Origin of the sequence: Marinobacter sp. (genome assembly GCF_041687235.1) — a bacterium.
Classification (GTDB): Bacteria; Pseudomonadota; Gammaproteobacteria; order Pseudomonadales; family Oleiphilaceae; genus Marinobacter.
The window spans coordinates 82784-108720 of sequence record NZ_JAWLCH010000004.1 but is presented as its reverse complement, the minus strand read 5'-3'; the positions used below and the strand labels follow the sequence as shown (position 1 = coordinate 108720).

Annotated in this window: 24 protein-coding genes; 17 read left to right on the top strand and 7 right to left on the bottom strand. The window is 57.8% G+C overall.

Annotation, left to right across the window (positions count from 1 at the left end; translation table 11 throughout):
• The first annotated feature begins 95 nt into the window (after nt 1–95).
• Nucleotides 96–1142, top strand: a complete 1047-nt coding sequence (locus tag ACESMK_RS07685; protein ID WP_372996889.1) for a methyltransferase — start codon at nt 96–98, stop codon at nt 1140–1142.
• Between the two features lie 165 nt (nt 1143–1307).
• A complete protein-coding gene (locus ACESMK_RS07680; RefSeq protein WP_372996887.1) occupies nt 1308–2456 on the top strand; it encodes a class I SAM-dependent methyltransferase in 1149 nt (382 codons plus the stop codon).
• A 13-nt stretch (nt 2457–2469) separates the two neighbouring features.
• Here the strand turns inward: ACESMK_RS07680 and ACESMK_RS07675 are convergent, their stop codons facing one another.
• Nucleotides 2470–3090, bottom strand: coding sequence for a riboflavin synthase subunit alpha (locus ACESMK_RS07675; RefSeq protein ID WP_372996885.1), 621 nt, complete (start codon nt 3088–3090; stop codon nt 2470–2472).
• A gap of 159 nt (nt 3091–3249) precedes the next feature.
• On the opposite strand from ACESMK_RS07675, the gene ACESMK_RS07670 reads away from it, so the two are divergent.
• Genes ACESMK_RS07670 through ACESMK_RS07650 form a run of 5 tightly spaced genes read left to right on the top strand, consistent with a single transcriptional unit; the run spans nt 3250 to nt 7474 of the window.
• A complete protein-coding gene (locus ACESMK_RS07670) occupies nt 3250–4155 on the top strand; it encodes a hypothetical protein (protein WP_372996883.1) in 906 nt (301 codons plus the stop codon).
• Between the two features lie 60 nt (nt 4156–4215).
• Nucleotides 4216–4893, top strand: a complete 678-nt coding sequence (locus ACESMK_RS07665) for a TetR/AcrR family transcriptional regulator (RefSeq protein WP_104320387.1) — start codon at nt 4216–4218, stop codon at nt 4891–4893.
• 55 nt (nt 4894–4948) lie between these two features.
• Entirely contained in the window at nt 4949–5443 is a 495-nt protein-coding gene (locus tag ACESMK_RS07660) for a L,D-transpeptidase family protein (RefSeq protein ID WP_372996880.1), read from the top strand.
• A 22-nt stretch (nt 5444–5465) separates the two neighbouring features.
• The gene (locus tag ACESMK_RS07655) at nt 5466–6689 is read left to right on the top strand and encodes a mechanosensitive ion channel family protein (protein ID WP_372996878.1); all 1224 of its coding nucleotides are present in this window, start codon (nt 5466–5468) and stop codon (nt 6687–6689) included.
• Nucleotides 6686–7474 carry an S-methyl-5'-thioinosine phosphorylase gene (locus ACESMK_RS07650; protein ID WP_372996876.1) on the top strand — a complete coding sequence of 263 codons (789 nt, stop codon included), beginning with the start codon at nt 6686–6688 and terminating at the stop codon, nt 7472–7474. The genes ACESMK_RS07655 and ACESMK_RS07650 overlap by 4 nt, the downstream gene beginning before the upstream one ends.
• Here the strand turns inward: ACESMK_RS07650 and ACESMK_RS07645 are convergent.
• Together ACESMK_RS07645 and mfd are read right to left on the bottom strand one after the other, a co-directional pair.
• Nucleotides 7449–8276: a CsiV family protein gene (locus ACESMK_RS07645; protein ID WP_372996874.1), complete on the bottom strand. Its 828-nt coding sequence runs from the start codon at nt 8274–8276 to the stop codon at nt 7449–7451. The two genes, ACESMK_RS07650 and ACESMK_RS07645, sit on opposite strands and share 26 nt — an antisense overlap.
• 29 nt (nt 8277–8305) lie before the next feature.
• Nucleotides 8306–11839: a transcription-repair coupling factor gene (gene mfd / locus ACESMK_RS07640; RefSeq protein WP_372996872.1), complete on the bottom strand. Its 3534-nt coding sequence runs from the start codon at nt 11837–11839 to the stop codon at nt 8306–8308.
• A 242-nt stretch (nt 11840–12081) separates the two neighbouring features.
• Here mfd and ACESMK_RS07635 point away from each other — a divergent pair, with 242 nt between their 5' ends.
• The 10 genes from ACESMK_RS07635 (at nt 12082) to sthA (ending at nt 22477) form a co-directional block, all read left to right on the top strand.
• The gene (locus ACESMK_RS07635; RefSeq protein WP_372997211.1) at nt 12082–13536 is read left to right on the top strand and encodes a glyceraldehyde-3-phosphate dehydrogenase; all 1455 of its coding nucleotides are present in this window, start codon (nt 12082–12084) and stop codon (nt 13534–13536) included.
• 268 nt (nt 13537–13804) lie between these two features.
• Nucleotides 13805–15151, top strand: a complete 1347-nt coding sequence (locus ACESMK_RS07630; protein ID WP_372996870.1) for a Na(+)-translocating NADH-quinone reductase subunit A — start codon at nt 13805–13807, stop codon at nt 15149–15151.
• Nucleotides 15152–15155: 4 nt separating this feature from the next.
• On the top strand, nt 15156–16364 hold the full coding sequence (locus ACESMK_RS07625) for an NADH:ubiquinone reductase (Na(+)-transporting) subunit B (protein ID WP_372996868.1): 1209 nt from the start codon (nt 15156–15158) through the stop codon (nt 16362–16364).
• Nucleotides 16357–17160, top strand: a complete 804-nt coding sequence (locus ACESMK_RS07620) for a Na(+)-translocating NADH-quinone reductase subunit C (RefSeq protein WP_372996866.1) — start codon at nt 16357–16359, stop codon at nt 17158–17160. The genes ACESMK_RS07625 and ACESMK_RS07620 overlap by 8 nt, the downstream gene beginning before the upstream one ends.
• A 2-nt stretch (nt 17161–17162) precedes the next feature.
• Nucleotides 17163–17828 carry an NADH:ubiquinone reductase (Na(+)-transporting) subunit D gene (locus tag ACESMK_RS07615; RefSeq protein WP_372996864.1) on the top strand — a complete coding sequence of 222 codons (666 nt, stop codon included), beginning with the start codon at nt 17163–17165 and terminating at the stop codon, nt 17826–17828.
• Nucleotides 17828–18436, top strand: coding sequence for an NADH:ubiquinone reductase (Na(+)-transporting) subunit E (gene nqrE, locus ACESMK_RS07610; RefSeq protein ID WP_372996862.1), 609 nt, complete (start codon nt 17828–17830; stop codon nt 18434–18436). Before ACESMK_RS07615 ends, nqrE begins: the two co-directional genes overlap by 1 nt.
• Before the next feature lie 37 nt (nt 18437–18473).
• The gene (gene nqrF, locus ACESMK_RS07605; RefSeq protein ID WP_372996860.1) at nt 18474–19700 is read left to right on the top strand and encodes an NADH:ubiquinone reductase (Na(+)-transporting) subunit F; all 1227 of its coding nucleotides are present in this window, start codon (nt 18474–18476) and stop codon (nt 19698–19700) included.
• Between the two features lie 9 nt (nt 19701–19709).
• On the top strand, nt 19710–20759 hold the full coding sequence (locus ACESMK_RS07600; RefSeq protein WP_372996858.1) for an FAD:protein FMN transferase: 1050 nt from the start codon (nt 19710–19712) through the stop codon (nt 20757–20759).
• A 12-nt stretch (nt 20760–20771) separates the two neighbouring features.
• Complete coding sequence (gene nqrM, locus ACESMK_RS07595; protein ID WP_372996856.1) at nt 20772–21020, top strand: (Na+)-NQR maturation NqrM; 249 nt, start codon at nt 20772–20774, stop codon at nt 21018–21020.
• Between the two features lie 65 nt (nt 21021–21085).
• Complete coding sequence (gene sthA, locus ACESMK_RS07590) at nt 21086–22477, top strand: Si-specific NAD(P)(+) transhydrogenase (protein ID WP_372996854.1); 1392 nt, start codon at nt 21086–21088, stop codon at nt 22475–22477.
• Nucleotides 22478–22547: 70 nt separating this feature from the next.
• Here the strand turns inward: sthA and ACESMK_RS07585 are convergent, their stop codons facing one another.
• From ACESMK_RS07585 to tal, 4 genes are read right to left on the bottom strand one after another with little or no spacing between them, the layout of a single operon-like run.
• The gene (locus ACESMK_RS07585) at nt 22548–23342 is read right to left on the bottom strand and encodes a glycerophosphodiester phosphodiesterase (RefSeq protein WP_372996852.1); all 795 of its coding nucleotides are present in this window, start codon (nt 23340–23342) and stop codon (nt 22548–22550) included.
• Nucleotides 23339–24466, bottom strand: coding sequence for a 3-deoxy-7-phosphoheptulonate synthase (locus ACESMK_RS07580; RefSeq protein ID WP_372996850.1), 1128 nt, complete (start codon nt 24464–24466; stop codon nt 23339–23341). The genes ACESMK_RS07585 and ACESMK_RS07580 overlap by 4 nt, the downstream gene beginning before the upstream one ends.
• Nucleotides 24467–24477: 11 nt before the next feature.
• A complete protein-coding gene (locus tag ACESMK_RS07575) occupies nt 24478–24927 on the bottom strand; it encodes a TerB family tellurite resistance protein (RefSeq protein WP_372996848.1) in 450 nt (149 codons plus the stop codon).
• 42 nt (nt 24928–24969) lie between these two features.
• A complete protein-coding gene (gene tal / locus ACESMK_RS07570; RefSeq protein ID WP_372996846.1) occupies nt 24970–25935 on the bottom strand; it encodes a transaldolase in 966 nt (321 codons plus the stop codon).
• Nucleotides 25936–25937: the final 2 nt, after the last annotated feature.

The following is a 25937-nucleotide window of genomic DNA, read 5'->3' as shown; positions in this document are numbered from 1 at the left end:
AGCCCTCAGAGCCTCACCTTTATAGGGGAGACTCGAGGGCGCATTCCGGTTAGAGTATCCCGTTTTCGAATAACCCACGCGGGATCAACCACGCAATGTCACTCCCAAATTCCCATGAAGCCCTTTTGCGGAACCGTCATCTCTTGCAGGGGCGGGTCGCCCTGCTGGGCGTAATCGCTGGCGAACTGCTGGCTGATCTGCCCATCGCTGGCATGGCCATGAGCGAGAATGCTGGCGTATGCGCCGGTCTTGCCGTGCGGGAAAAGTGGCAGGTCTGCTTCGGCTACGACGATCCGGCGCTGGTGGCCGGTAGCTTTGACACTCTGGTTGTGTTCCTGCCCAAGGCCCGGGCCGAGCTCGATCTTCGCCTTGCCCTGGCGCGGTGGCTCGCTTTTCCGGGTGCGCGGTTGGTGCTGGTGGGTGAAAAGAAGGAAGGCATTGCCGGTGCCGTCAAACAACTGAAGGCCGTGGCACCAGAGGCGACCAAGACCGACAGCGCCAGGCACTGTCAGGTGTGGTGTGCGGATGCTATTGAACCTCTGCCGGAGTTTACGCTTGAATCGTGGATGACCTGGACGCACATTGACTGCAAGTCGGTGGGCATTGACGTTGCCGGGCTGCCGGGCATTTTCAGTCTCGGTGAACTGGACGAGGGCACACGCCGATTGCTTGAAACCCTGGATGATTACCCGCCAGGAGCCGGCCCCATACTCGATTTTGCCTGTGGCGCCGGGGTTCTCGGTGCCTGGCTTCACCGCTGGTGCGAGCGGCAGGGCCATCCTCCCGTCACAGTGGACGGAGTCGACGTGCAATCCCAGGCAGTCATCTGCGCCAGGGCTACGTATCGGCGCAACGGGGTTTCGGGGCGTATATTGGCCTCGGATGGCCTCCCGGCGGGTGAGGGCACCTGGCCCGTCATTCTCAGCAATCCCCCCTTTCACAGCGGTGTCAGAACCGACCTGTCGATGACCGAGCGCTTTCTTCGGGAGGTGGTGCGCCATCTTGCACCGGGCGGTGAAGTGCGGCTGGTGGCAAACAGTTTCCTGCCATACGAGCCTCTGATGAAACGTTGCATAGGGCCGGTGGAGCGGCTGCAGGAAGACCGCCGCTTTACCGTGTACCGTGCTTTTCGCCGATCCTGAACGAAAAAAGCCCCTGGGGTGAGGGGCAAGAGGTTCGCGTCCAGAACAACGGAGCCAACCGGAAAAGGGATGTTCAGCGTGAACACCTACAACGTTAGGGTTAATTTCTAGAATAAACAGCCTAGAATGGCGCTTTTGTGACAAAAAGCCCCCGGGATGCCCGAAATGACAACTGCCGAACTGGTTTTTTCTCAAGGTACGCTGATCCTGAGCCGGCCGGGAGCCACCGATCCTACGCTTCGTGCCTGGGATGCGGCAGACGAGCTCCTGCTGGAGGAGGCTTTGAGTGCTGCCAGCGCCGTTAAAAAGCCTCGGGTGCTGGTGGTGGATGATCAGTTCGGCGCTCTTTCACTGGGGCTTGCCGCCGTGTCGCCAACCGTGGTTGCAGACAGCGCTGTGTTGCCGCCGGCTCTCTCGGAAAACAGCTCCCTGAATCCCGCCTTTACGGTATTGGGCCCTGTTCACAGCTGGATCAATCCGCCTCGGGGGCCGTTCGATCTGGTGGTGTTGAGAATACCGCGTCAGGCCGACTATCTGGCCTGGCTTCTGCGCTGGCTCAACGGTGTGATGGCCGATTCCGGGGTGCTGCTTGCGGGCGGAATGATCAAGCATCTGCCGGCCAAAAGTGTCGACGTGTTTGCCGAAACGGTGCAGACCGAGCAAGTGCTGCCGGCGCGGAAAAAGGCCCGGGTGATCCGTTGCCGCAAAGGCGTTGCGAATCTGGAAGATTGGTCAGGTACCTGGAAGGGATATACATTGGCCGGCCAGAATGGTGCTGTGGAGGTGGAGGCTTTGCCGGCGGTGTTTGCCCGGGAAAAGCTGGATATCGGGAGTCGCTTGCTTTTGCCCCATGTGGCCAAAGCCGTGTCGACGGCCGGTGCAGACAACTCCGTTCTCGATCTGGCTTGTGGCAACGGCGTGCTGGGGCTGGCGGCATTGGCTGCCAGGCAGGAACAGCCTGTGATGTTCAGCGACGTTTCAAGCCAGGCGGTGCTGAGTGCCCGTCATAATGCAGACATTGCCTTCCCGGACGCGCGGTTAATGTTCGCCCACAACGATGGCATTGATCCGGGCTCCGGTTCCTTCGATCTGATTCTTCTGAATCCGCCGTTCCACGAGGGTGGTGTCGTGGGCGATCACATTGCCTTGCGGTTGTTTGAACAGGCCTCTCGGCATCTGAAGCCTGCAGGCCGGTTGCTGATGGTCGGGAATCGGCATCTCGGCTATCACCGAAGCCTCCGCCGGTATTTCTCATCAGTGGAACAGTTGGATGCCAGCCCGAAATTCGTGGTGTTCCGGGCCAGCAACCGCTGACGCAACAGGCGGGTTACAGGGTTGGCGCCGGCCGGTCGTATCCCAGCCGTGCCAGGGTGTCCACAATGGTCTGGGTCTGACTGTCAATTTCAATGTTCACCCGCTGGCCCTCGGCGGCTGTGCCAAAGGTCGTGGCCCTCAGGGTTTCCGGAATGAGGTGGATGTTGAACCGGTTGCCCCGAACGTCGCCGATGGTCAGGCTGGCGCCGTTGATGGCAATGTAGCCCTTGGGAAAGAGGTAACGCGTCCACTCGTCGGGCACTTCAAACCACAGGGTGACATTGTTTTCCGGTCGCAGAATCTCGACGATCTTTGCCGTCGTGTGGATATGGCCCGAAAGCAGGTGGCCGCCAATTTCATCCCCGATCCGGGCCGCGCGCTCGAAATTCACCTGGTCTCCGGCTTTCAGGTCCCCCAGCGTCGTCAGTCTCAGGGTTTCCTGCATGGCATCGAAATAGAGCACGCTGTCTTCCTGGCGCGTCACGGTCAGACAGGTACCGTTGATCGCGACCGATGCGCCAATGGAAACGCCGTCCGCTTTGTTGGCAGGGAGCCGGATGGCAAAGGTGCTCAGACCGGGCCTGGCAGTGACGTCTTCAATGGTTGCAATGCCCTGAACAATGCCTGTGAACATAAGCCGGACCTCGTTATGTGTGGTGTGAGGGTGCCTTTCTGGCAGGTGCGCCAAGGATAGCGAGCGGACTGGCCGATGCCAAGGTGGAGGAGAGGGGAATTCAAGTATCTGACGTGACGGTCGATACTCTTAAAAACCCCGGAACCCGGACAATCTGTCATGGCGGAAAATCAGAGCAAGGCTACCCAGGCTAGCGAGCCAACGCAGGCCCCAGTGCTGCGGCCTGGCCGTGCGGCGGATCCTGTACCGGCGCCCGTAGCTGCTGATGGGGGGAATTCAGCGACGGTGCCAGCCAGGCAGGCTGAGGAAAATGCGGCAACCGGACCGGCTTCGGAGGCCGGTTCCGGGCCCGGTGCCACAGCGGGTAGCGGGGAAAACCAGAGCGAGGAAAACCAGGTTGCCGGGAGCGGCAAGCCCGAGAAAGTTTTGGCGGAATCCCGGCAACGTAAGCTCCGGCTGATGCTGCGCCAGTGTGACCGGGTACTGTTGATGGACTTCGATTTGCTGGCGATGAACGGTTGGCCGGACAACTTCGCGATGGCTGAGGCTCGCCGTAGCAGGGACCTTTGGCTGTTCAGTGCCTTGATTGCAGCGGCTATTTTTCTAAGCGGCTTAACCGGATTTGTGCCGGCCTGGATTGCCGGTGGCGGCTTCGGGGCCTTCGTGATCATACTTCTGCTCGGAATACCTGCGGTAAGGCGAGTCTACACAAACAAACCCTCGTATCTCGACCTGGTCATAACCCGCCAGCGGATGCTGCGGGAAGCACGGCAGCACGTCGCCCACCTGGAAGGCTCGGATGGCCTGATCTGGCAATGTGCGCGGATGGCTGATTTTAACCCTGCGCTTAAAAATACCCGGTTCAGTCATCTGCTGCGGTTGTCTGAAAACCGGATTCTTTCCCGTCAGCTGACGCGCCGGGAACACGTGCGTCTCTACCTGATCTATCTGATGGAAGCCGAGAAGGCGTACAGTCGGGTTCAAAAGGCTTTTTTCGAAGGCAATCAGCAGGCAATTGACCGGGGCTGGGAAGACGTGGCAGCGGCGCCAGAGCCCAGAGCTTGACATAACTGCGCTTCAAACGTATGTTTCAAACAGACGTTTGCTAGAGGCATTGATAACAAAATGGCGCAGTCTGATACCGTTGACCGGATTCTTGATGCAGCCGAAGAGCTGTTCGCCGACCGGGGTTTTTCGGAAACCTCGCTCCGAATGATTACCAGTAAGGCTAAAGTAAATCTTGCCGCTGTCAATTACCACTTTGGTTCGAAGAACGCCCTGATTCATGCCGTATTCGCGCGCTTCCTGACGCCGTTCTCAGCAACACTCGAAAATGCCTTTGACGAGCTTGAAGAACGCTGCGATGGGAAACCGCCCACACTGAATCAAACACTCTGGGCGCTCACCGAAAGCGCTGTGCGCATGCCTCAGCGTAACGAGAAGGGGATTTCCATCTTCATGCGCTTGCTCGGGCTTGCCTACACCCAGTCCCAGGGGCATTTGCGTAAATTCCTTGAGCAGGAATACAGCGAGCCCTTCAGTCGCTTCATGCGTCTGCTCAAGGAAGCGACGCCTCAACTCTCCTCGGTGGACCGTTACTGGCGGATCCAGTTCATGCTTGGAGCAACCGCGTTTACCATGTCCAGTAGCGATGCCCTTCGAGACATCCTGCAGAACAAGTTGGGTGTTGAAACCACCGTCCAGGAAATCGCTGCCCGACTGGTTCCGTTCCTCGCCGCCGGCATGCAGGCGGAAGACGCCATGCTGATCCCGCCAGCTGGCAGCAAGGTCTCGGTTGCCTGAGTTCCTCTCTCTCGGTTAGGCTTCCCCCTCAACCTTTCGGGGAGCCTGGCCGCTTTTGATTGATCCTGCATCCGTTCGCATTAACATTGATCTGACCCACCAGAGTCTTCAGCTTGAAACCACAGAAGGCCAGCTTCTTGCCGCCTATCCGATTTCCACGGGGCTCAACGGGCCTGGTGAAAACGATGGCAGTGGCTGCACCCCTCGGGGAAAGCATTATATTCGGGCCAGTATTGGTGCCGGATTCCCGGTCGGGACGGTATTTCGCGCCCGGCGTCCCACAGGCGAGACCTACAGTGCTGAACTTGCCCGGAAGCATCCGGACCGAGACTGGATACTGACCCGGATTCTGTGGCTGTGTGGCCGTGAATGGGGCAGAAACCGTGGCCCGGGTGTCGATACTTTCCGCCGCTTCATATACATTCACGGCACGCCGGACAGCGAGCCCATGGGTGTGCCGCTGTCTCACGGTTGTATCCGCATGCGTAATGCAGACATTGTTGCCCTGTTTGATCGCGTTGGGCCGGGAACGGCCGTTTTCATTCGTTAAACCTTTTGTGCAGAGGGATCCGATGATTGGGGATTTCATGGCCATTGTGAATGGCTGGATCGAAAATTTCGGACTGTTGTCTGAAGCCTGGCGCGTTGGCATTGTTGTATTTGCGCTGGTTTTTGGAACCGCCACAGTGGCGTATATCGCCAGCCATATCGTTGTTGCCCTTGAGCGTAAATTCAGCCAGACCAATAACCTCTGGGACGATGCCCTGCTCCACGCGGCCCGCAAACCGATCGTGGCGTTTGTATGGCTGCAGGGGGTCTACTGGGCTGCAGAGGTGGCTCATCATTATTCGGAAGCAGAGATCTTCAAGGTCAACGATTCGCTTCTGCAGCTCGGGTTTGTCTTCGTTCTGGTGTGGGCGGTCCTGAGACTGATCAAGGAAGCAGAGGCGATACTGGTTTCGCCTCTCAAGATGAAGCAGCCCATGGACTACACCACCGTAAACGCGGTGAGCAAGTTGCTCCGGGCTGTCGTTATTATTACCGCTACGCTGACTGCGATGCAGTCTCTGGGCTACAGTATTTCCGGGGTTCTGGCCTTCGGCGGCGTGGGTGGTATTGCCGTCGGGTTTGCCGCCAAGGATCTGCTGGCCAACTTTTTCGGCGGCTTTATCATCCATCTCGACCGGCCGTTCAAAGTGGGGGACTGGGTGCGCTCGCCGGACAGGAACATCGAGGGAACTGTTGAGCATATCGGCTGGCGTCTGACCACCATCCGTACCTTCGACAAACGCCCGCTCTATGTCCCGAATGCTGCGTTTACCACCATTGCAGTGGAGAACCCCTCCCGCATGACCAACCGCAGGATCTACGAAACGATTGGCATCCGGTATGCCGATGTCGGGCAGATGGCCACCATCGTTGCGGACATCAAGGCCATGTTGCAAGGGCATGAAGAGATTGACAGTGACGAAACCCTGATTGTGAACTTCCTGGCGTTCAACGCGTCATCGCTGGATATCATGGTTTATACCTTTACCAGGACCACCCAATGGGTCCGGTTCCACGAAGTGAAACAGGATGTGCTGCTAAAAATCAGCGACATCATAGAGGGCTATGGTGCCGAGGTTGCCTTCCCGACCCGAACTCTGCATCTTCCGGACGGTGTTCGGTTAGCGGGAGCGCAGGCGGAGGAATCCTCGGATCAGGACACCGGATCCTCCGCCGAGAAAAGCGCTGAGAAATCGAAGAATCGCCAGACGGTCGGAGATGTAGAAGATTCAGGAGATGCAGAATGATGTCACCGGAGAAGATTCACCCTGTTGGCATAATCGGCGGCACTGGCCTGACGACCCTGTCAGGCCTTGAGATAACGGGCGAGCAGGAGGTGAGGACGCCGTGGGGCATGCCCTCCGCGCCACTGGTGGAAGGACGCCTGGGTGACCAGCCGGTGATCTTCCTGTCGCGTCACGGCAACCCACACCGCATTCCGCCTCACCAGGTGAACTATCGGGCCAATCTTCGGGCCCTGTATGATGCCGGCGTAAGGACGGTGGTTGGTGTCAACGCCGTGGGCGGCATTCATCCGGACATGGGGCCCGCACACGTGGTCATACCCGACCAGATTATCGATTATACCTGGGGGCGTGCCAGTACCTTCTTCGAAGGCGACCTGGAGTCGGTAACCCACATTGACTTTACGTGGCCATATGATGAGAGCGCACGTCAGATTCTCATTGATGCCGCCGGCGCTGAAAACGTGCCATTCTCAGGCTTCGGCGTGTACGGAGCGACCCAGGGGCCGAGGCTTGAAACGTCGGCCGAGATCATCCGTATGGAGCGGGATGGCTGCGATCTGGTGGGGATGACCGGTATGCCGGAGGCGGCACTGGCGGCCGAGCTCGGGATGCGCTACGTCTGTCTCGGGCTGGTCGTAAACTGGGCGGCCGGCAAGTCCGACCACATCATTACCATGGAAGAGATCGAGGCGGCCATTGAGCAGGGGATGTCCGGCGTAAAGCGGATTCTCGAGGTTTCAATGGCCGGCCTGGGTGTGCTTACTCCGTCGCCTCAATCTTCTTGAAGAACACCAGTACACCGATGGTGGGGGAATCCAGAAAGTGGATTTCCTCACTCCGCATACGTCGCGTTTCGCGAATCCAGGTCAGCAGTTCCAGCGGCGCGGATTCCACGCTCAGGGGTAACGGTTGATCTGGCGAGTCGCCGGTGGTCGCCGAGCCGGAAGTTGAATCCGGGGAGTCAGGCTCTGGAGCTTCCGATGGCGTTGCCACGGCAATATCCGCTTCGATATCGGCAACCGGCTGTTCGATTTCGTCCCCCCGCTGCCAATGGTTCAGGTGAACGTCAACATGCAGGTAGCGTTGACGGTCGATGGTGATGTGGCCCTCGACCGAGCGGGTGCTGGCGTCGTCAATCCAGTCTCCGGCCTCGACCCGCAGGGGCGTTCCCTCGTAATCCGGTGGAAATGCTTCGTACCAGCCCGCAGCGACCAGCACCCGATACTTTCCACTGCGCTCAAGCCTTGTGGCTGCGCTGGCAAGATGGAGGTCTTCCTGGGGCGCCAGGTCCAGAGTGGTTTCCGTGGTGCCACCCTGGCCGACAGACCAGAGAATCTCCTCCGTTTCGGTGGCTTCGTCCACGGTCCGGTCAGACATCCGTTCGTTGATGGCTTCCGGCTCGATGATCCGCTCAAGAATGATAATCTCGGCCCGGTAATAGTCGTCGGGAACCGGCGCGCCCGGTTCAAGGGGCAGTTTGTCGCGGTCGGGCTGCTGGGCTGCGCCCGTGACTGAAAAGCTCAGCAGGAGGGCTGCCAGGATGGCCCGTGTCGGGTATCGGCACCAGCGAATTCCATCAATCTGCAAGGGTCGTACTCCACATGTTGATCGGCCGTTCATGAGCCGGACGCGTCGCTTTTTGCAGGCTCCAGCTCGCCAAGCATCCGGGAAATGCCGTCGAGTTTACCACCGGTTGTGGCATCCTTCAGCCGAAAACGGAAGCTGTTGGCGCCTTCAAGGCGATACTGGTCCGGTGCGGATTGCACTTTTTTAACCAGGACCAGCGGGTCCACCGGTGTCGAGCTGCCGAACTCGAGGCGCGCCCATTCCTTGCCGGCATCGACTTTTACAATGCCCAGGGCCTCCGCCTGAAGCCGCAGTTCCGTCTGTCGGATCAGATTTTTGGCCGGATCCGGTAATAATCCGAAGCGGTCAATCATCTCAACCTGAAGTTCTTTTAATGCTTCCCTGTTGTCGACACTGGCAATCCGCTTGTAAAGCATCAGTCGGTTATGGACATCGGGCAGATAGTCCTCGGGTATCAGTGCCGGGATTCTCAGGTTCATCTCGGTGCCATGGCTCAGGGGCAGGTCGGCATTGGGCGTCCGGCCCTCTCGGATGGCCTTGACGGCTTCGTCCAGCAGTTGCATGTAGAGGGTAAAGCCGATGCTTTCTATCTGGCCGCTCTGCTCTTCTCCGAGCAGCTCTCCCGCGCCCCGGATTTCCAGATCGTGGGTGGCCAGCATAAAGCCCGCCCCCAGATCCTGGGCTTCCGAAATGGCGTCCAGGCGCTTTTTCGCGTCAGACGTTATGGATTTCGGTGGTGGCGTCAGCAGGTAGGCGTAGGCCTGATGGTGTGATCGGCCCACCCGGCCCCGCAGCTGGTGCAGCTGGGCCAGGCCGAACTTGTCTGCCCGCTCGATAATAATGGTGTTGGCACTGGGGATGTCGATACCGGTTTCAATGATGGTCGTGCACACCAGTACGTTGAAACGTTTGTGGTAGAAATCCGACATGATCCTTTCCAGATCCCGCTCCCGCATCTGGCCGTGGGCCACACCCACTCGGGCTTCCGGAATCAGGTTGCGAAGATCCTGGGCGGTTTTTTCAATGGTCGCAACGTCATTGTGAAGGAAGTACACCTGCCCGCCCCTGAGGATCTCCCGGAGAATGGCTTCCTTGACCATGGCGTTGTCCCGCTGGCGGACAAAGGTTTTAACTGAAAGGCGTCGGGCCGGCGGTGTCGCAATGATGGACAGGTCCCTCAGGTGGCCCATGGCCATGTTCAGAGTTCGCGGAATTGGCGTCGCGGTCAGGTTCAGCATGTCGACTTCCGCACGAAGCGCCTTGAGTTTCTCTTTCTGCTGAACGCCGAAACGATGCTCCTCGTCAATGATGACCAGTCCGAGGTTCTTGAACCGGATATCGCCCTGCAGAAGCTTATGGGTGCCGATGACGATGTCGGCCTTGCCGTTTTCCACAGCTTCCAGGGCTTTGCTGGTCTGGCCAGCGGTGCGGAATCGGCTGAGCAGCTCTACCTGGACCGGCGTGTCCGAAAAGCGGTCCCGGAAGGATTCGTAGTGCTGCTGGGCAAGCAGGGTGGTTGGGACCAGCACGGCCACCTGTTTGCCGGACCAGGTCGCCATGAAGGCGGCCCGCATGGCCACTTCGGTTTTCCCGAAACCGACATCACCACAGACCAGGCGATCCATCGGGCGTTCGCTGGTCATGTCTTCAAAGACCGACTGGATGGCAACCTGCTGGTCGGGGGTTTCCTCGAACGGGAAGCCGGCGGCGAACGCCCGGTAGGCCTCTTTCGGATCCTCGAAGCTGAAGCCCTTGCGCGCTTCCCGGCGGGCATAGACGTCGAGCAGTTCGGCGGCGGTATCGCGGATCTTTTCCAGGGCTTTCTGTTTTGCCGTGTTCCAGCGATCGGTTCCAAGTTTGTGCAGCGGAGCGTGTTCGGTGTCGTTGCCGGCATAGCGGGAGATCAGGTGCAGGCTGGATACCGGCACATAGAGCTTGGAACCGCCGGCGTACTCAAGCATCAGGAACTCGCTGGCTTCGCCTTCAACGGTGATGGTTTCCAGGCCCAGGTAGCGGCCTACGCCATGGTCAATGTGAACCACGGGTGCCCCGATTCGCAATTCTGAAAGGTCCCGGAAACCGGCATCGTCGGTTTCGGTCGGCTTTTCCCGTCGGCGTCGTTGCAGAACCCGCTCGCCGAAAAGCGCCGTTTCGGTAATCAGTGCGATGGAATGTTCCGGAAGCACCAGGCCCTGCTCCATGGGAGCAATGGTAATGGCCAGTGGTGTCTGTTTGTCTTCAAGGAAGGCCTGCCAGCCGGGCAGGGTTTTCAAGGCAAGGCCCTGCTCGCCAAGGTTCTCCATGAGGGCCTCGCGCCGGCCGGAGGATTCGGCGCAGATCAGAACATGGCCATCGAAATCGGCGAGAAACCGCTTGAGGCGGCCGGCAGGATCAGCAGCCCGGCCGTCCATGGCGATGTCTGGCAGGGTTTGCGTCGGGCAATTGACCGATCCGGCGGCATCCGATGTATCGGTGGAGAGCGTTACCCTCGGGAAGCCCTTCAGGTGTCTGAACAGTTCTTCCTGCTGCAGGAACAGTCGGGTAGGCGGCAGGATTGGCCGGAGGCGATCGTGGCGGCGGTCTTCGTAGCGGTTCCGGGTTTCGCTGTCAAAATGGCTGACGGCATCGTTCAATCCGTCGGCCGTAAAAACATGGGTTGCCTCTGGCAGGTAGTCGAACAGCGTCGCCGTCTCGTCAAAAAACAGGGGCAGGTAGTACTCGATGCCGGGCGGGGTTATGCCGTGAGTCACATCCTGATAGATCGGTGTGTCCTTGTCGGCATCGGGGAACTGCTCGAACCAGCGGCTACGGAACCCGGAGCGCGCTTCCTTGTGCCATGGGAATTCGTAAGCGGGCAACAGCTCGATGCGTTCGATCCGGTCTATCGAACGTTGGGTTTCGGGATCGAAGGTCCGGAGGGTCTCGATCTCATCATCGAACAGGTCAATCCGGTATGGCTGGTTGGCGCCCATGGGAAAAATATCGAGTATGGCGCCCCGGACTGCATATTCGCCGTGTTCGTAGACATTTTCCGTGTGCCGGTAACCCGCCGCCTCCAATTGCATTCGCCAGCTGTCGATCTCCAGGGACTGGCCGACTTCCAGAAGCAGGGTGTTGCCCTGCAGGTAATTAACCGGCGGCAGTCTGTGCATCAGGGTTCGTGCCGGCACCACCAGCACGCCACGGCTGGTTGCGGGTAACCGGTGCAGCGTACGGATTCGCCGCGAGATGATATCCTGGTGTGGCGAAAACAGGTCGTAGGGCAGGGTTTCCCAGTCTGGCAATGAGAGCAGTTCCAGACCGTCTTCGCTGATTGCCGGGCCATCTTCCTCGGGAGGCAACCCCAGGAAGAAGCGCATGGCCTGCTCCAGCCGGATGGCGTCGTCGGTGCTTCGGGTAATGACCAGCGTCAGCCCCTTGTGGGCCCGGGCGCTCTCACAAATGGCCAGCGCGTCACTGCTACCGTGCAGCTGGCCCCATCTTTTGTGGTCGGCCGGCCGAGACGGGAACGCCGGGGCGATGATGGATTGGGGCGACGGGCGTGTGGTTGAACCTTGGCTCATGGGCAGTCTGGTTCTCCTGCTGTGGATATCCGGGCCGGGAGGCGGCGAGGCGCGTATTCTAACGCCCGCAGGTGATGCTGTCATGACGGTGATCCCGAGGGGCTGTTTCCGGGGAAAAGCCAAACCGGTTTGATACGAAGGTCATGGCCGCCGGTATTTGCGGTCGGCTGGATTAAGTTGGATAATGTGCGCCCAAATTTCCAAGTGCCAACTGCAGAGGTCCAAGCGTGAGTCACGAACAGATCAATCAGCACCTGTCCAACTGGACAGAAAGAGAATCCACCGCGGAAGCCATGATTCCGCTGATCGGCCGCCTCTACCGCAAGAACAATGTGGTTACTTCTGTCTATGGCCGCGCCATCATCAACCAGTCCGTTATTGACATCATTCGCGCCCATCGTTTCGTGCGCCAGGTTGAAGACAGCGAGCTCTCTGTTCACGACACCCTGCCGATCCTGCAGGCCATGGACACGCTTGATCTTGGTCGGGCCCATGTGGACATCGGCAAGCTTGCGGTCAAATTCAAGGAAGAAGGCGGCGATCTGACCGAATTCCTGAAGCGCGAAATCGGACCGGTAGTGGGGCAGTATGCTTCCCAGTCTGAAGAAGACGCCCATAACGACACCAAGGATGTGGTTCTGTACGGTTTTGGCCGTATCGGCCGTCTCCTGGCGCGTATCCTGATCGAGAAGGCCGGAGGTGGTAACAATCTGCGCCTCCGCGCGATTGTGGTTCGCCAGGGTGGTGCAGAGAACGATCTTGAGAAGCGTGCCAGTCTGTTGCGCCGCGATTCGGTCCATGGGCCGTTCGATGGCACCATCACGGTTGATGAGAAGGAATCTGCTCTGATCGCCAACGGCAACTACATCAAGGTGATCTACTCCGATGGGCCGGACAAGGTGGATTACACCGAGTACGGCATCAACAACGCCATCGTGATCGACAACACCGGTAAGTGGCGTGACGAAGCAGGCCTTGGGCTGCACCTGAAATCGAAAGGCGTCAGCCGCGTTATCCTGACTGCGCCGGGCAAAGGTGATATCAAGAACATCGTTTACGGCATTAACAATGACTGGATTACTGACGAAGACAAGATCCTGTCAGCTGCCTCCTGTACCACCAATGCCATCACGCCTGTGCTGAAGGCGATCGAGGATGAGTATGGTATTGAGGACGGTCACGTTGAGACGGTCCACTCCTACACAAACGACCAGAACCTGATTGATAACTATCACAAGGGCAGTCGCCGCGGACGCAGTGCCGCCCTGAACATGGTAATTACCGAGACAGGTGCAGCCAAGGCCGTGGCCAAGGCGCTCCCGGTTCTGAAAGGCAAGCTCACAGGTAACGCCATTCGCGTGCCAACGCCGAACGTTTCCATGGCGATTCTGAATCTCAATCTCAAGAACGAGGTTGATGTAGCGGGTGTGAATGACTATCTGCGGGATATGGCTCTGCACTCAGAATTGCAGAAGCAGATCGACTTCGTGAATTCCCCGGAAGTGGTCTCCACCGACTTCGTCGGTTCGCGTCACGCCGGTGTGGTTGATGCCCAGGCCACCATTGCCAGCGGCAAGCGGCTGATCCTGTACGTTTGGTACGACAACGAATTCGGCTACAGTGCCCAGGTGATTCGAGTGGTCAATCAGATGGCCGGCGTAAATTACCCGATCTTCCCCAAACGTGCGAGAGACTGATCGAATCGTACCGATTCGTTGAGGTTTCAGTCTTAAAAACCCCGGCAGCCGTCGCTGTCGGGGTTTTTTGCTTTTATGCCCGCGGGCTCGTGTGGTTTACGTTCGGGCACAATCCGATTCCGGTTTCTGGTGGAAATAGAATTCCTTAATCTCTATAATTGGCGCGATTTTGGGTACGTCTGGCATTCCGTTTCTCATAATTTTTCTGGGCCGCAGGTGTCGGGCGTTACGAATCCATTGATAAGTTTCTGATGATTGGATGAGGCTAATGATCAAGATCAAAAAAGGCCTGGATCTTCCCATCAGCGGCGCTCCCGAACAGACCATTACAGACGGCAAACCCGTTCGCCATGTGGCGTTGATCGGTTTTGACTACATCGGCATGAAGCCGACGATGGCTGTGAAAGAGGGGGACCGTGTCAAGCGCGGTACGCTGCTGTTCACGGACAAGAAGACCGAAGGCGTTCGTTATACTTCACCCGCCGCGGGCGTTGTGAAAGAGATTAACCGTGGTGAGCGTCGGGTATTCCAGTCGATCGTTATCGAAATCGATGGCGATGAGGCGGAGACCTTTGCACGTTACAGCGAAGCGGATCTTGCCGGCCTGGAACGCCAGCAGGTGGTTGATAATCTGGTGGAGTCCGGGTTGTGGACAGCGTTCAAGACGCGCCCCTACAGCAAGGTTCCCGAGATTGATTCTGCTCCCCACTCCATTTTTGTGTCGGTCATGGATACCAATCCGCTGGCGGCGGATCCGACTGTAATCATCGGCGAGAATAGCCAGGCGTTCGAAAAAGGCCTGACCATTCTCACCAAGTTGACGTCCGGCAAGGTGTTCGTTACCGGCAAGCCCGGCTCCAACGTGGCGGTTCCCAAGTCCGACGCTGTCGAAGTGCACCAGTTTGATGGTGTGCATCCGGCCGGTAACGTGGGTACCCACATCCACCATCTGGATCCGGTCTCCGGCAGCAAGACTGTCTGGAGCATCAACTACCAGGACGTTATTGATATCGCCAGGCTGTTCGAAACCGGTGAAGTGCCGGTTGAGCGGATCGTGGCGATCGGTGGCCCCAAAGCCCTCAAGCCCCGCCTTGTGCGAACCCGTCTGGGTGCCAGTCTTCCGGAACTTTTGGACGGTGAAGTTGCCACAGACTGCGAAGTGCGCGCGATTTCCGGCTCCGTTTTCGGTGGTCGCCGTGGCGATGGCCCCTGTGCTTACCTTGGCCGGTTTGCGAACCAGGTATCCGTTCTGGAGGAAGGTCATAAGCGTGAGTTCATGGGCTGGCTGTCGCCGGGTCCGAACAAGTTCTCTGTGCTGAACATCTATCTGTCCAAACTGGCTGGTGGCAAGCTGTTCAATTTCACCACCACCACCAACGGCAGTGAACGCGCGATGGTTCCGGTCGGTGCCTACGAGCAGATCATGCCCCTGGACATTCTTCCCACTCAGTTGCTGCGCTCCCTGATTGTCGGCGACACAGAGATGGCACAGAAGCTTGGTGCGCTGGAGCTTGATGAAGAAGATCTGGCGCTGTGCACCTTCGTGTGCCCGGGCAAATATGAATACGGTCCGATTCTCCGCGAGAACCTGACCCGAATCGAGATCGAGGGCTAATACGATGGCTATCAGACAGTTTCTCGATGGAATCGAGCATCACTTTGAAAAGGGTGGCAAGTACGAGCGCTGGTATGCGCTCTACGAAGCCGTGGACACCATTTTCTACACACCCGGCAAAGTAACGTCGACAACGGCTCATGTGCGTGACGGGGTAGATCTCAAGCGCATCATGATCACCGTGTGGATGTGTACCTTCCCGGCGATGTTCTTCGGTATGTGGAACATCGGTTATCAGGCCAACAGTTTCCTGGCGTCCAATCCGGATGCCATGGTCGCTGACGGAGGCCTGCGGACAGCCTTTATTCAGGCACTTGCCGTAACCGGAGCAGGCGCGGGCGCCTGGGATAACTTCGTTTATGGAATGGCCTACTTTGTACCCATCTACTTCGTGACCTTCGTGGTCGGCGGTTTCTGGGAAGTGCTGTTTGCTACCGTGCGCCGCCACGAGGTTAACGAGGGCTTCTTCGTTACGTCGGTGCTGTTCGCGCTGATTTGCCCGCCGACCATTCCGCTCTGGCAGGTCGCCCTGGGCATTACCTTCGGTGTGGTCATCGGTAAGGAAGTGTTTGGCGGTACCGGCAAGAACTTCCTGAACCCGGCCCTGACTGGCCGCGCGTTCCTGTACTTTGCCTACCCGGCGCAGATTTCCGGTGACACGGTCTGGACGGCCGTCGATGGCTTCAGCGGCGCCACGGCTCTGAGCTGGGCCGCCAGCGGTGGCCTGGAAGCCCTGGAAGCACAGATCGGCTGGATGAACGCCTTTGTGGGCACGATTCAGGGTTCCATGGGTGAGACCTCAACGGTCGCTGTGCTCATTGGTGGCCTGATCCTGCTGGCCATGAAGATTGCCAGCTACCGGATTGTCGGTGGCGTGTTGATTGGCATGATTGGAATGTCCCTGTTGTTGAACGTCATTGGTTCTGAAACCAACCCGATGTTCGCGGTGCCTGCTCACTGGCACCTGGTTATGGGTGGTTTCGCCTTCGGCATGATGTTCATGGCGACAGATCCTGTCTCCGCTGCGATGACCAATACCGGCCGTTGGTGCTTCGGCATCCTGGTTGGGGTGATGACGGTTCTGATCCGGGTGGTCAACCCGGCTTTCCCGGAAGGCATCATGCTGGCCATCCTGTTCGCTAACCTGTTTGCGCCGCTGATGGACCATTACGTGGTTCAGGCCAACATCAAACGGAGGCTTGCTCGTGGCTAAAGCTAAAGAAACCGTCTCCCGTACGCTGGTTGTTGCGCTGGTGTTGAGTATTGTGTTCTCGGTAGTGGTATCCACTGCCGCCGTAATGCTTCGTCCGGCCCAGATTCAGAACCAGAACCTGGATATCAAGACCAACATCCTTTCTGCTGCCGGCATGCTTGAGTCCGGCTCCAGTGCCGAGCAGATCGAAGAGGCGTTCTCGCGGTTCGATGTCCGGTTGGTGGATCTCGATACCGGTGAATTCGTCGAGCCTTCTGCCGTGGGCGTCGAGGATCCCATGAAGTACGACATGTACAAGGCAGCTTCGGATCCCCAGATGTCGACTAACATTCCCTCTTCGGAAGACAAGGCCGGCATCAAGCGTCGCCCTAATATCGCCAAGGTCTACACCATGAGCGAGAACGGGAAGGTCAACCGGGTGGTTCTGCCGATCCATGGCTACGGTCTCTGGTCTACGCTCTACGGCTTCATTTCACTGGAAGGTGACCTGAACACGGTTGAAGGCCTCGGATTTTATGCCCATGCAGAAACACCGGGCCTTGGTGGTGAAGTTGATAACCCGCGCTGGAAAAGGCAGTGGGTTGGCAAGGAAGTCTACGGTGAAGACCGTTCCGAGCCGCAGGTTCGCCTGGTGAAGGGTGGCGTAAGCTCAGATGCCCAGGATAAGGAGCATAAGGTTGACGCTCTATCCGGTGCTACCCTGACAAGCCGTGGCGTTGAGCAACTGGTCAACTACTGGATGGGCGACCGCGGTTACGCGACGTTCCTGAAAAAACTTCGTGAAGGGGAGGTCTGATCATGGCAGATGCATCAGCCAAACAGGTTCTCTTCGAACCGATCTTCAGTAATAACCCGATTGCCCTTCAGATCCTCGGTATCTGTTCGGCTCTGGCGGTAACCACCAGCATGAACGTCACCCTCGTTATGTGTGCGGCGGTTATTGCGGTTACCGCGTTTTCGAACCTGGCAGTATCACTGGTTCGCACACAGATTCCGGGTAGCATCCGGATCATCGTCCAGATGACCATCATTGCCTCTCTGGTTATCGTGGTAGACCAGGTGCTCAAGGCTTACGCCTACGAGATCTCCAAGCAGCTGTCGGTGTTCGTTGGTCTGATTATCACCAACTGCATCGTGATGGGTCGCGCGGAAGGCTTTGCCATGAAGAACGGCCCCTGGCTGAGCTTCCTGGATGGCGTTGGTAACGGTCTGGGCTACTCTGTGCTCCTGATCTTTGTTGCCTTCTTCCGTGAATTGCTGGGTGCCGGTTCCCTGTTCGGTATCTCTCTGATGCCGGTGGTGAACGAGGGTGGCTGGTACATTCCTAACGGTCTGCTGCTGTTGCCGCCAAGTGCGTTCTTTATTATCGGCCTGGCCATCTGGGGTCTGCGGACCTGGAAGCCGGAGCAGGTTGAAGAGCCGGATTACAAGATGTCTCGCCACGTCGCCAAGGAGGCCTTCTGATGGAACATTATATCAGCCTGATTCTCAAGGCCGTTTTCGTTGAAAACATGGCGCTGGCGTTCTTCCTGGGGATGTGTACCTTCCTTGCCATCTCCAAGAAGATCGAAGCGGCAACGGGTCTCGGTATTGCCGTTGTTGTTGTACTGACCGTCACCGTTCCGGTGAATAACCTGCTGTACAACAGCATCCTTCGCGAAGGAGCCCTGGACTGGGCGGGTTTGCCGAACGTGGACCTGAGCTTTCTTGGATTGCTGACGTATATCGGTGTAATCGCGGCACTTGTCCAGATCATGGAGATGGTACTGGATAAATATATCCCGACGCTCTATGCCGCTCTGGGTGTATTCCTGCCATTGATTACGGTGAACTGCGCCATTCTGGGTGCCTCTCTGTTCATGGTGGAGCGTGACTACACCTTCGGCGAGAGTGTGGTGTATGGCTTTGGTGCCGGCCTCGGCTGGGCCCTGGCGATCATCGCCCTGGCGGGTATCCGCGAGAAGCTCAAGTACAGTGACGTTCCGGAAGGCCTGCGGGGCCTGGGCATCACCTTCATTACTGTTGGTCTGATGTCCCTGGGCTTCATGTCCTTCTCTGGCATCTCACTGTAATTCACCCGGTGATTCGGTTTAACGAAAAGGCGAGACCATGAATACAGAAATTATTCTCGGCGTGGTCATGTTCACCGTTATCGTTCTGGCCCTGGTCGCAGTGATTCTTGCGGCCCGGTCCAGGCTGGTAAGCACCGGTGATGTGACCATTGAGATCAACGATGATCCTGAACACACGCTGAAGACCGAAGCCGGCGGCAAGCTGCTCGGTACTCTGGCAAATAGCGGTATTTTCCTGTCCTCTGCCTGTGGTGGTGGCGGCACCTGCGCCCAATGCAAGTGCAAGGTTCTGGAAGGCGGCGGTGCCATGCTGCCAACGGAAAAAACCCACTTTACCAACCGTGAAGAGAAAGAAGGCTGGCGCCTTTCCTGCCAGGTTCCTGTTAAACAGGACATGAAGGTGGAAGTGCCGGAGGAGTTCTTCGGAGTCAAGAAGTGGGAGTGCGAGGTTGTCTCCAACCACAACGTGGCCACCTTCATCAAAGAGCTGGTTCTCAAGTTGCCTGAAGGCGAGGAAGTTGACTTCCGTGCCGGCGGTTACGTTCAGCTCGAGTGCCCCCCGTACGAAATTGACTTCAAGGATTTCGATATCGAGGAAGAGTTCCACGAAGACTGGGACAAGCACAACATCTGGCGTTACAAGGCGATCAACAAGGAAGAAACCATCCGGGCCTATTCCATGGCGAATTACCCGGAAGAGAAGGGCGTTCTCAAGTTCAATATCCGTATCGCCACTCCGCCTCCGGGCACTGACCACCCGCCGGGCATCATGTCCAGCTACGTGTTCAACCTGAAGCCGGGCGACAAAGTGACCGTTATGGGGCCGTTCGGTGAGTTCTTCGCCAAGAAGACCGATGCTGAAATGGTATTCATCGGCGGTGGTGCTGGTATGGCGCCGATGCGCTCCCATATCTTTGATCAGCTCAAGCGCCTGAACTCGAAGCGCAAGATCAGCTTCTGGTACGGTGCCCGCAGTGTCCGCGAGATGTTCTACGTGGAAGACTTCGACGGACTGGCCGAAGAAAATGAGAACTTCGAGTGGCATGTTGCATTGTCGGATGCACTGCCTGAAGACAACTGGGAAGGCCCAACGGGCTTTATCCATAACGTGTTGTATGAAAACTATCTGAAGGACCATCCGGCTCCGGAAGACTGTGAATACTATATGTGTGGGCCCCCAATCATGAACGCGTCTTGCATCAAGATGCTCAAGGATCTGGGTGTTGAGGATGAAAACATCATGCTGGATGACTTCGGAGGCTAAGCAGTCCTGATGACATTCTGCATGTTGCGACCCGTCAGGGCGGCCCTGGTCAGCGCTTTTTTAGCGCTGGCCGTTGCCGCCCTGGCGGGTTGTTCGTTTGAGCCCGAAGAAAAAGTCTGGGAAATATCCGGCCCTGTTTTTGGTACCAGCTACCACATTAATGTCGTATTGACGGAGGATCCGGAAAGGCTTGAGACTCTGGCAGGCGGAATAGAAGACGTGCTCGAGGGGGTGGACGCTTCCATGTCGACCTGGCGAGACGATTCGGAGCTGTCCCGTTTCAATCAACGGGAGGACCAGTCTGACTGGTTTCCGGTCTCAGCCGGGTTGTTTGAGGTGCTTCAGAAAGCCAAAGAGGTTTCAACGCTGACTGAGGGTGCCTTTGATGTAACCATCGGCCCCGTTGTTAATCTTTGGGGGTTCGGGCCCCAGGCGAGGCCCGAGCAGACACCCTCTGAGGAGGCGCTCGCCGAGGTTCTCTCCGCAACCGGGTCTGACAAGCTTGAGCTGAAGTCAGAGCCACCTGCGGTGCGGGCAGTGCCGGCACAGTACGTTGACCTGTCGGCCATTGCCAAGGGTTATGGTGTGGACGCGGTGGCGAGGTTCCTTGAGAGGCAAGGCGTTCAGGCTTACCTGGTGGAAATAGGTGGTGAGGTTCGGGTCAACGGTCGTAAGCCGGACGGCAGCACCTGGCGACTGGCCATAGAGCAGCCGGTATCGGAGGGACGACAGGTAAACCGGGTCGTGGCACTGGAATCCCGCTCCATGGCAACATCAGGGGACTATCGTAACTATTACGAATCGGAAGGGCGACGTTATTCCCATACAATAGATCCTGAGACCGGTGAGCCAATTACACATAATCTGGCTTCAGTAACCGTGATTGCGGACGACTGCATGACCGCAGACGCCCTTGCAACCGGGTTTAATGTAATGGGCTACGAACGGGCGAATGCCCTGGCGGTAAGGGAGAATATCCCGGCCTATTTTATAGTCAGGACGGAAGAGGGTTTCGAGACGCACCAGACGCCGGCCTTTTCGTCCTACGTGACTCAATGAGGGGAGGGCAATATGGGTACCTTTCTTTTGGTTCTTTTGATCGTGGTGCTGCTGGTTGCGGCCATGTCCATTGGTGTGATCCTTGGGCGCAAGCCCATCAGCGGGACCTGTGGTGGTATTGGCGCCCTTGGTATCAGTCAGTCCTGTGATATCTGTGGTGGCAACACCCAGAAATGCGAGGAAGAAAACGAGCGGCTCGCCAAAGAAGGCAAAGAGCCCGAGGCGCTGGCCTACGACGCCAGCAAGACCAGCAAGCATTGATCTGTTTTAGTACCCGATAATTACAACCATTCTTTTCACGACGTAGATAAGGAGTCACTGCGCGCATGGCAGAACATCATTACGACGTCGTCGTTATCGGCGCCGGTCCGTCCGGCGAAGGCGCGGCGATGAATGCGACAAAACACGGCAAGCGTGTCGCGATCATCGAAGACAAGCCCATGGTCGGCGGTAACTGCACCCACTGGGGTACCATTCCATCCAAGGCGCTGCGTCACTCCGTCAAACAGATCATTACCTTCAACACCAACCAGATGTTCCGGGATATCGGTGAACCCCGGTGGTTCTCTTTCCCGCGGGTTCTTCAGAATGCCCAGAAGGTCATCGGCAAGCAGGTCAAGCTCCGGACCCAGTTCTACGCCCGCAACCGGGTGGATCTGATTAACGGCCGCGCGTTTTTCATTGACCAAAACCGGATCGAAATCCGGGGCAGCAAATCTGTGGAAACGCTGCATTTCAAACAGGCCATCATTGCGACCGGGTCCCGGCCGTATCTGCCACCGGATGTGGATTTCCGTCACCACCGGATCTATAACTCCGACACCATTCTGAACCTGTCTCACACTCCCCGGACACTGATCATCTATGGGGCCGGTGTTATCGGCTCGGAGTATGCCTCCATTTTCGCCGGGTTGGGCGTGAAAGTGGACCTGATCAATCCGGGTAGCCGACTCCTGTCTTTCCTTGACGACGAGATCTCTGATGCCCTGAGTTATCACCTCAGAAACAATGGGGTACTGGTTCGCCATAACGAGGAGTACGAATCGGTGGATGGCGACAACCACGGGGTGGTGCTTTCCCTTAAATCCGGCAAGAAGATCCGTGCCGATGCATTCCTGTGGTGTAACGGGCGTAGTGGTAATACCGAGAAGCTGGGCCTTGAGAACATTGGCCTGGTTCCCAATGGCCGCGGACAGCTGGCCGTGGATGAGCATTATCGCACCGAGGTGGACAATATTTACGCCGCCGGGGATGTCATTGGTTGGCCGAGCCTTGCCAGTGCAGCCTATGATCAGGGCCGCTCGGCATCTTCGGACATTGTCCAGGATGAATACTTCCGGTTTGTATCAGACGTGCCAACCGGGATCTACACGATTCCGGAAATCAGTTCAGTTGGTAAAACCGAACGCGAACTGACCGAAGCCAAGGTGCCCTATGAGGTTGGGCAGGCCTTCTTCAAGGATCTGGCCCGTGCGCAGATCACCGGCGAGGCTGTGGGCATGTTGAAGATCCTGTTTCATCGGGAAACACGCCAGATCCTCGGCATTCACTGCTTCGGGGACCAGGCGGCAGAGATTGTTCACATCGGTCAGGCGATCATGAATCAGGAAGGAGAGGCAAACTCCCTGAACTACTTCATCAATACCACCTTCAACTACCCAACCATGGCGGAAGCCTACCGTGTTGCGGCATTGAACGGCCTGAACCGGATTTTCTGAGGTTTACCTGAAGACCGGGTCAGATGACCGCTTTCATCTGACCCGGGTTCATGATCGCATATTCCGCATTTCACCCGGTGGACAGGGCTCCGCTGCCAGCCGACACAGTTTCGTGGCTCTGTGGTAGCGACAGCGCCGATCTGGCCCGGTTATCGAAAAACATGCGGGTGCTTGTCGGGTAATCAGTGATAATGCTGTCCACCCCCATCTCCTCCAGCTGCAACATGTCGTGAATCCGGTTCACCGTCCAGGTAGACACATGCATTCCCCTGCGGTGGGCCTGTTCAACCAGCATTTTCGAGCACAGCTTCCAGTTGATGCAGAGGTACTCGCAGCCGAGTCGGTTTGCCACGCTGAGCGGTCGTGGAAACTTTCGTTCTGTTACCAGGCCGATACGGATGTTCGTGTTGCGCCGCCGGATCTGTTTCAGGAACCAGCTATCGGAAGAGGTGATCGCCACCGTCTGGTACAGATTGCGCCGTTGTATCACCTCGGTCAGCCGATTGCTGAGAATGTTCAGCCGCTGGCGCGTGTCCTTTTTGACTTCCAGTTGCAGGTGTTCGATGTCGTCGAACTGATCAAGAAGGTCCTCGAGCGCGGGTATGCCGGTGGGTGTTGGCCAGGAGCTGGTGTTGCGCCGTGCGTCCATGGCAGCCAGCTCGGCGGCCGTGTACTGGCTGATGCTGCCCTTCTGGCTGGTTGTCCGGTCTACCGAAAGGTCATGCACCAGTACCGGCTTGCCGTCCTTTGACAGCACCAGGTCCAGCTCGAAATGCCGAATGCCATGCCGGTACGCGTGGATAAATCCCGGAAGGGTGTTTTCCGGGGCCTCTCCCTTTGCCCCTCTGTGTCCGTAGACAATCATTCCGCTGCGTCATCCTTCAGGCGTTGGTAAATGGCCTGGCGTTTCTTCCAGGTGTCATGGCAGAGACGGATGTCTGCCAGGTAAGCCGGCAATTCATGCATGAGCAGAGCCTGGGGGCCATCTACAAGCGCTTTTTCCGGTTTCGGGTGGAAGTCCACCAGTACCATGTTGGCGCCGGCAATCACGCCCTGGGCCGTCGCGTGCATGACATCAAGAATGCCTTCGGGAGATTGTTCACGGCTGCCCACCGAGTGTGACGGATCCACGCACACCGGCATACGGGTAAGGCGCTTGACCGCCGGCACATGGGCAAAATCCACCATGTTGCGGTGTGGCTGGCCCGCTTCGGTTTTCATGCCTCTGAGGCAAAAGATCACATTGGCGTTGCCTTCGCTGGCCAGGTACTCGGCGGCGTTCAGGGATTCGTTCAGGGTAATGCCGAACCCCCGTTTGAGCAGCACTGGATACGTGTTCTGGCGGCCTATCGCTTTCAGCAGCTCAAAGTTCTGGGTGTTCCGGGTACCAACCTGCAGCATCACGCCGGTTGGACGGCCGAGTTTCTCCAGACAGGTGTCGATTTCCTCAATGTGGCTCTCATGGGTGATCTCCATGGCGATCACCTTGATGCCGTGCTTGCCCGCTTTCTCGAACACCCAGGGCAGGCAGCCCTTGCCGTGGCCCTGGAAGGAGTAGGGGTTGGTACGCGGCTTATAGGCACCCATTCGGGTGCAGACTTCGCCGTTGTCCTCGAGGGCCTGCATCATCATGTCGACATGCTCGGGCACATCGACGGCGCAAAGGCCGGCAAAAATGTTCAAATTGGACTGATTGAACTCGACGCCGTTGTAGGTGAAGCCGCTTTGCCGGCGATCGTCCCGGTGGCGACCGAGAATGCGGTAGTCGTCCGAGATGCGAATGGCCCGTTCAACCGCAGGCAGGGCTTCGATTTCTTCCTTGTTCAGGGGCTTGGTATCCCCGAGAAGATAGATTTCGGTCAGCCTCTGGGTGGCACCCTGAACCTCATGAACCCGAACCGACACGTTGGGAAGATTCTCGAGGTAGTGCATGGTCTGTCTATATTCTTCGCTGTCCAGAGCGGTATTCGGATGAAGAATCGCTAGCATGCTGTCTCCTTTTAAGAACCGGCGTCTTGCGCCCGGTGCCGCGCCTGCATGAACTCCCGGTGATTAAGATGCAGCAGGTCTGCCATGCGGCGAATAAGGTGTTCTTCGTACTTGTCGATACGTCCGTCCGCAAAGGCCACGCGCCAGATACTCTCAAGCAGTGCCTGTTTGCCTTCCTGGTCCAGCTGGTCGTTGATCTGGCCGGTAAATTCATAGAGCGATGTTGCATCGTCTGCGTGGCTCAGGGCGTCCTGCAGAATCTCTTCTGCTTCGGCCCGGGTAACCTGGTGCGCTTTCACGGCCCCATCGACAATGGCCTGCAACTCTCGCTCGTCTTCATGCTGGTCGATCCGTGAAACCTGAACCATCAAAGCGGTTGCAGCCACGGCCAATTGGTGAAAATCCGGTTTCTCGCTCTCAGCTTCCGGTGCCGCAAACAGTTTTTTCAGGCTTTCGATCATGATCGGACAGTCCTACTCCTGTGTTTGGTTTGGGGCTTGACGTCAGGCGGCCGTGGCCAGCTGCCTGACCCGGTTCTCCAACTCTATCTGGTCTGCCGTGAACCGGCGAATGCCGTCAGCCAGCTTCTCGGTAGCCATGGCGTCTTCGTTGGACTCCCAGCGGAACAGCTTCTCGTCAATAGTGCCGAAACGATCCGGTGAGCTGGCGGTGTCGGCGACGAGTCGGCGCGGCAAATCGCCCTGGTCGTCCTGCAATTCCTGCAGCAGGGCCGGGCTGATGGTCAGACGGTCACAGCCTGCCAGCATTTCGATTTCGCCGGTATTTCTGAAGCTGGCGCCCATCACCACCGTGTCAAAGCCGTTGGCCTTGTAGTAATTGTAGATGCGAGAGACCGAAAGCACCCCCGGATCTTCTGCGGCCGGGTAGCTATCGCGGCCAGTGCTGGCAAGGTGCCAGTCCAGAATGCGACCGACAAAGGGCGAAATCAGGAACGCACCTGCCTGGGCGCAGGCGGCAGCCTGGATGAAGGAAAACAGCAGCGTAAGGTTGCAGCGAATCCCTTCCTTCTCCAGTTGCTCCGCGGCCCGGATGCCTTCCCAGGTGGAAGCAATCTTGATCAGCACGCGACTGGTGTCGACACCCTGCTTGTCGTACAGCTCAACCAGGCGGCGGGCGCGCTCCAGGGTGCCGGCAGTGTCGAAGGACAACCGGGCATCAACCTCGGTGGACACCACGCCGGGAATCAGATTCAGGATTTCACGCCCGGCAAGCACGGCAAGCATGTCCGTGGCCATGGTCAGCTGCTCGGCATCAGAGCCGCCCTGCCGGCGAGCCTCGGCCACAGCCTTGTCCAGCATGGGTCGATACGCGTCAGAGGCTGCCGCCTTGAGCAGCAGGGATGGATTGGTGGTGGCATCTTCCGGCCGCCACTTCGCAATAGCCTCGATATCGCCGGTATCCGCCACTACCGTGGTCATGGTCTTCAATTGGTCGAGCTTGCTGGTCATTC

Coding starts and splice junctions, on each gene's coding strand:
- ACESMK_RS07685 (WP_372996889.1), top strand. CDS start 96: ATGTCACTCCCAAATTCCCATGAAGCCCTTTTGCGGAACCGTCATCTC.
- ACESMK_RS07680 (WP_372996887.1), top strand. CDS start 1,308: ATGACAACTGCCGAACTGGTTTTTTCTCAAGGTACGCTGATCCTGAGC.
- ACESMK_RS07675 (WP_372996885.1), bottom strand. CDS start 3,090: ATGTTCACAGGCATTGTTCAGGGCATTGCAACCATTGAAGACGTCACT.
- ACESMK_RS07670 (WP_372996883.1), top strand. CDS start 3,250: ATGGCGGAAAATCAGAGCAAGGCTACCCAGGCTAGCGAGCCAACGCAG.
- ACESMK_RS07665 (WP_104320387.1), top strand. CDS start 4,216: ATGGCGCAGTCTGATACCGTTGACCGGATTCTTGATGCAGCCGAAGAG.
- ACESMK_RS07655 (WP_372996878.1), top strand. CDS start 5,466: ATGATTGGGGATTTCATGGCCATTGTGAATGGCTGGATCGAAAATTTC.
- ACESMK_RS07650 (WP_372996876.1), top strand. CDS start 6,686: ATGATGTCACCGGAGAAGATTCACCCTGTTGGCATAATCGGCGGCACT.
- mfd (WP_372996872.1), bottom strand. CDS start 11,839: ATGAGCCAAGGTTCAACCACACGCCCGTCGCCCCAATCCATCATCGCC.
- ACESMK_RS07630 (WP_372996870.1), top strand. CDS start 13,805: ATGATCAAGATCAAAAAAGGCCTGGATCTTCCCATCAGCGGCGCTCCC.
- ACESMK_RS07625 (WP_372996868.1), top strand. CDS start 15,156: ATGGCTATCAGACAGTTTCTCGATGGAATCGAGCATCACTTTGAAAAG.
- ACESMK_RS07615 (WP_372996864.1), top strand. CDS start 17,163: ATGGCAGATGCATCAGCCAAACAGGTTCTCTTCGAACCGATCTTCAGT.
- nqrE (WP_372996862.1), top strand. CDS start 17,828: ATGGAACATTATATCAGCCTGATTCTCAAGGCCGTTTTCGTTGAAAAC.
- nqrF (WP_372996860.1), top strand. CDS start 18,474: ATGAATACAGAAATTATTCTCGGCGTGGTCATGTTCACCGTTATCGTT.
- ACESMK_RS07600 (WP_372996858.1), top strand. CDS start 19,710: ATGACATTCTGCATGTTGCGACCCGTCAGGGCGGCCCTGGTCAGCGCT.
- nqrM (WP_372996856.1), top strand. CDS start 20,772: ATGGGTACCTTTCTTTTGGTTCTTTTGATCGTGGTGCTGCTGGTTGCG.
- sthA (WP_372996854.1), top strand. CDS start 21,086: ATGGCAGAACATCATTACGACGTCGTCGTTATCGGCGCCGGTCCGTCC.
- ACESMK_RS07585 (WP_372996852.1), bottom strand. CDS start 23,342: ATGATTGTCTACGGACACAGAGGGGCAAAGGGAGAGGCCCCGGAAAAC.
- ACESMK_RS07580 (WP_372996850.1), bottom strand. CDS start 24,466: ATGCTAGCGATTCTTCATCCGAATACCGCTCTGGACAGCGAAGAATAT.
- ACESMK_RS07575 (WP_372996848.1), bottom strand. CDS start 24,927: ATGATCGAAAGCCTGAAAAAACTGTTTGCGGCACCGGAAGCTGAGAGC.
- tal (WP_372996846.1), bottom strand. CDS start 25,935: ATGACCAGCAAGCTCGACCAATTGAAGACCATGACCACGGTAGTGGCG.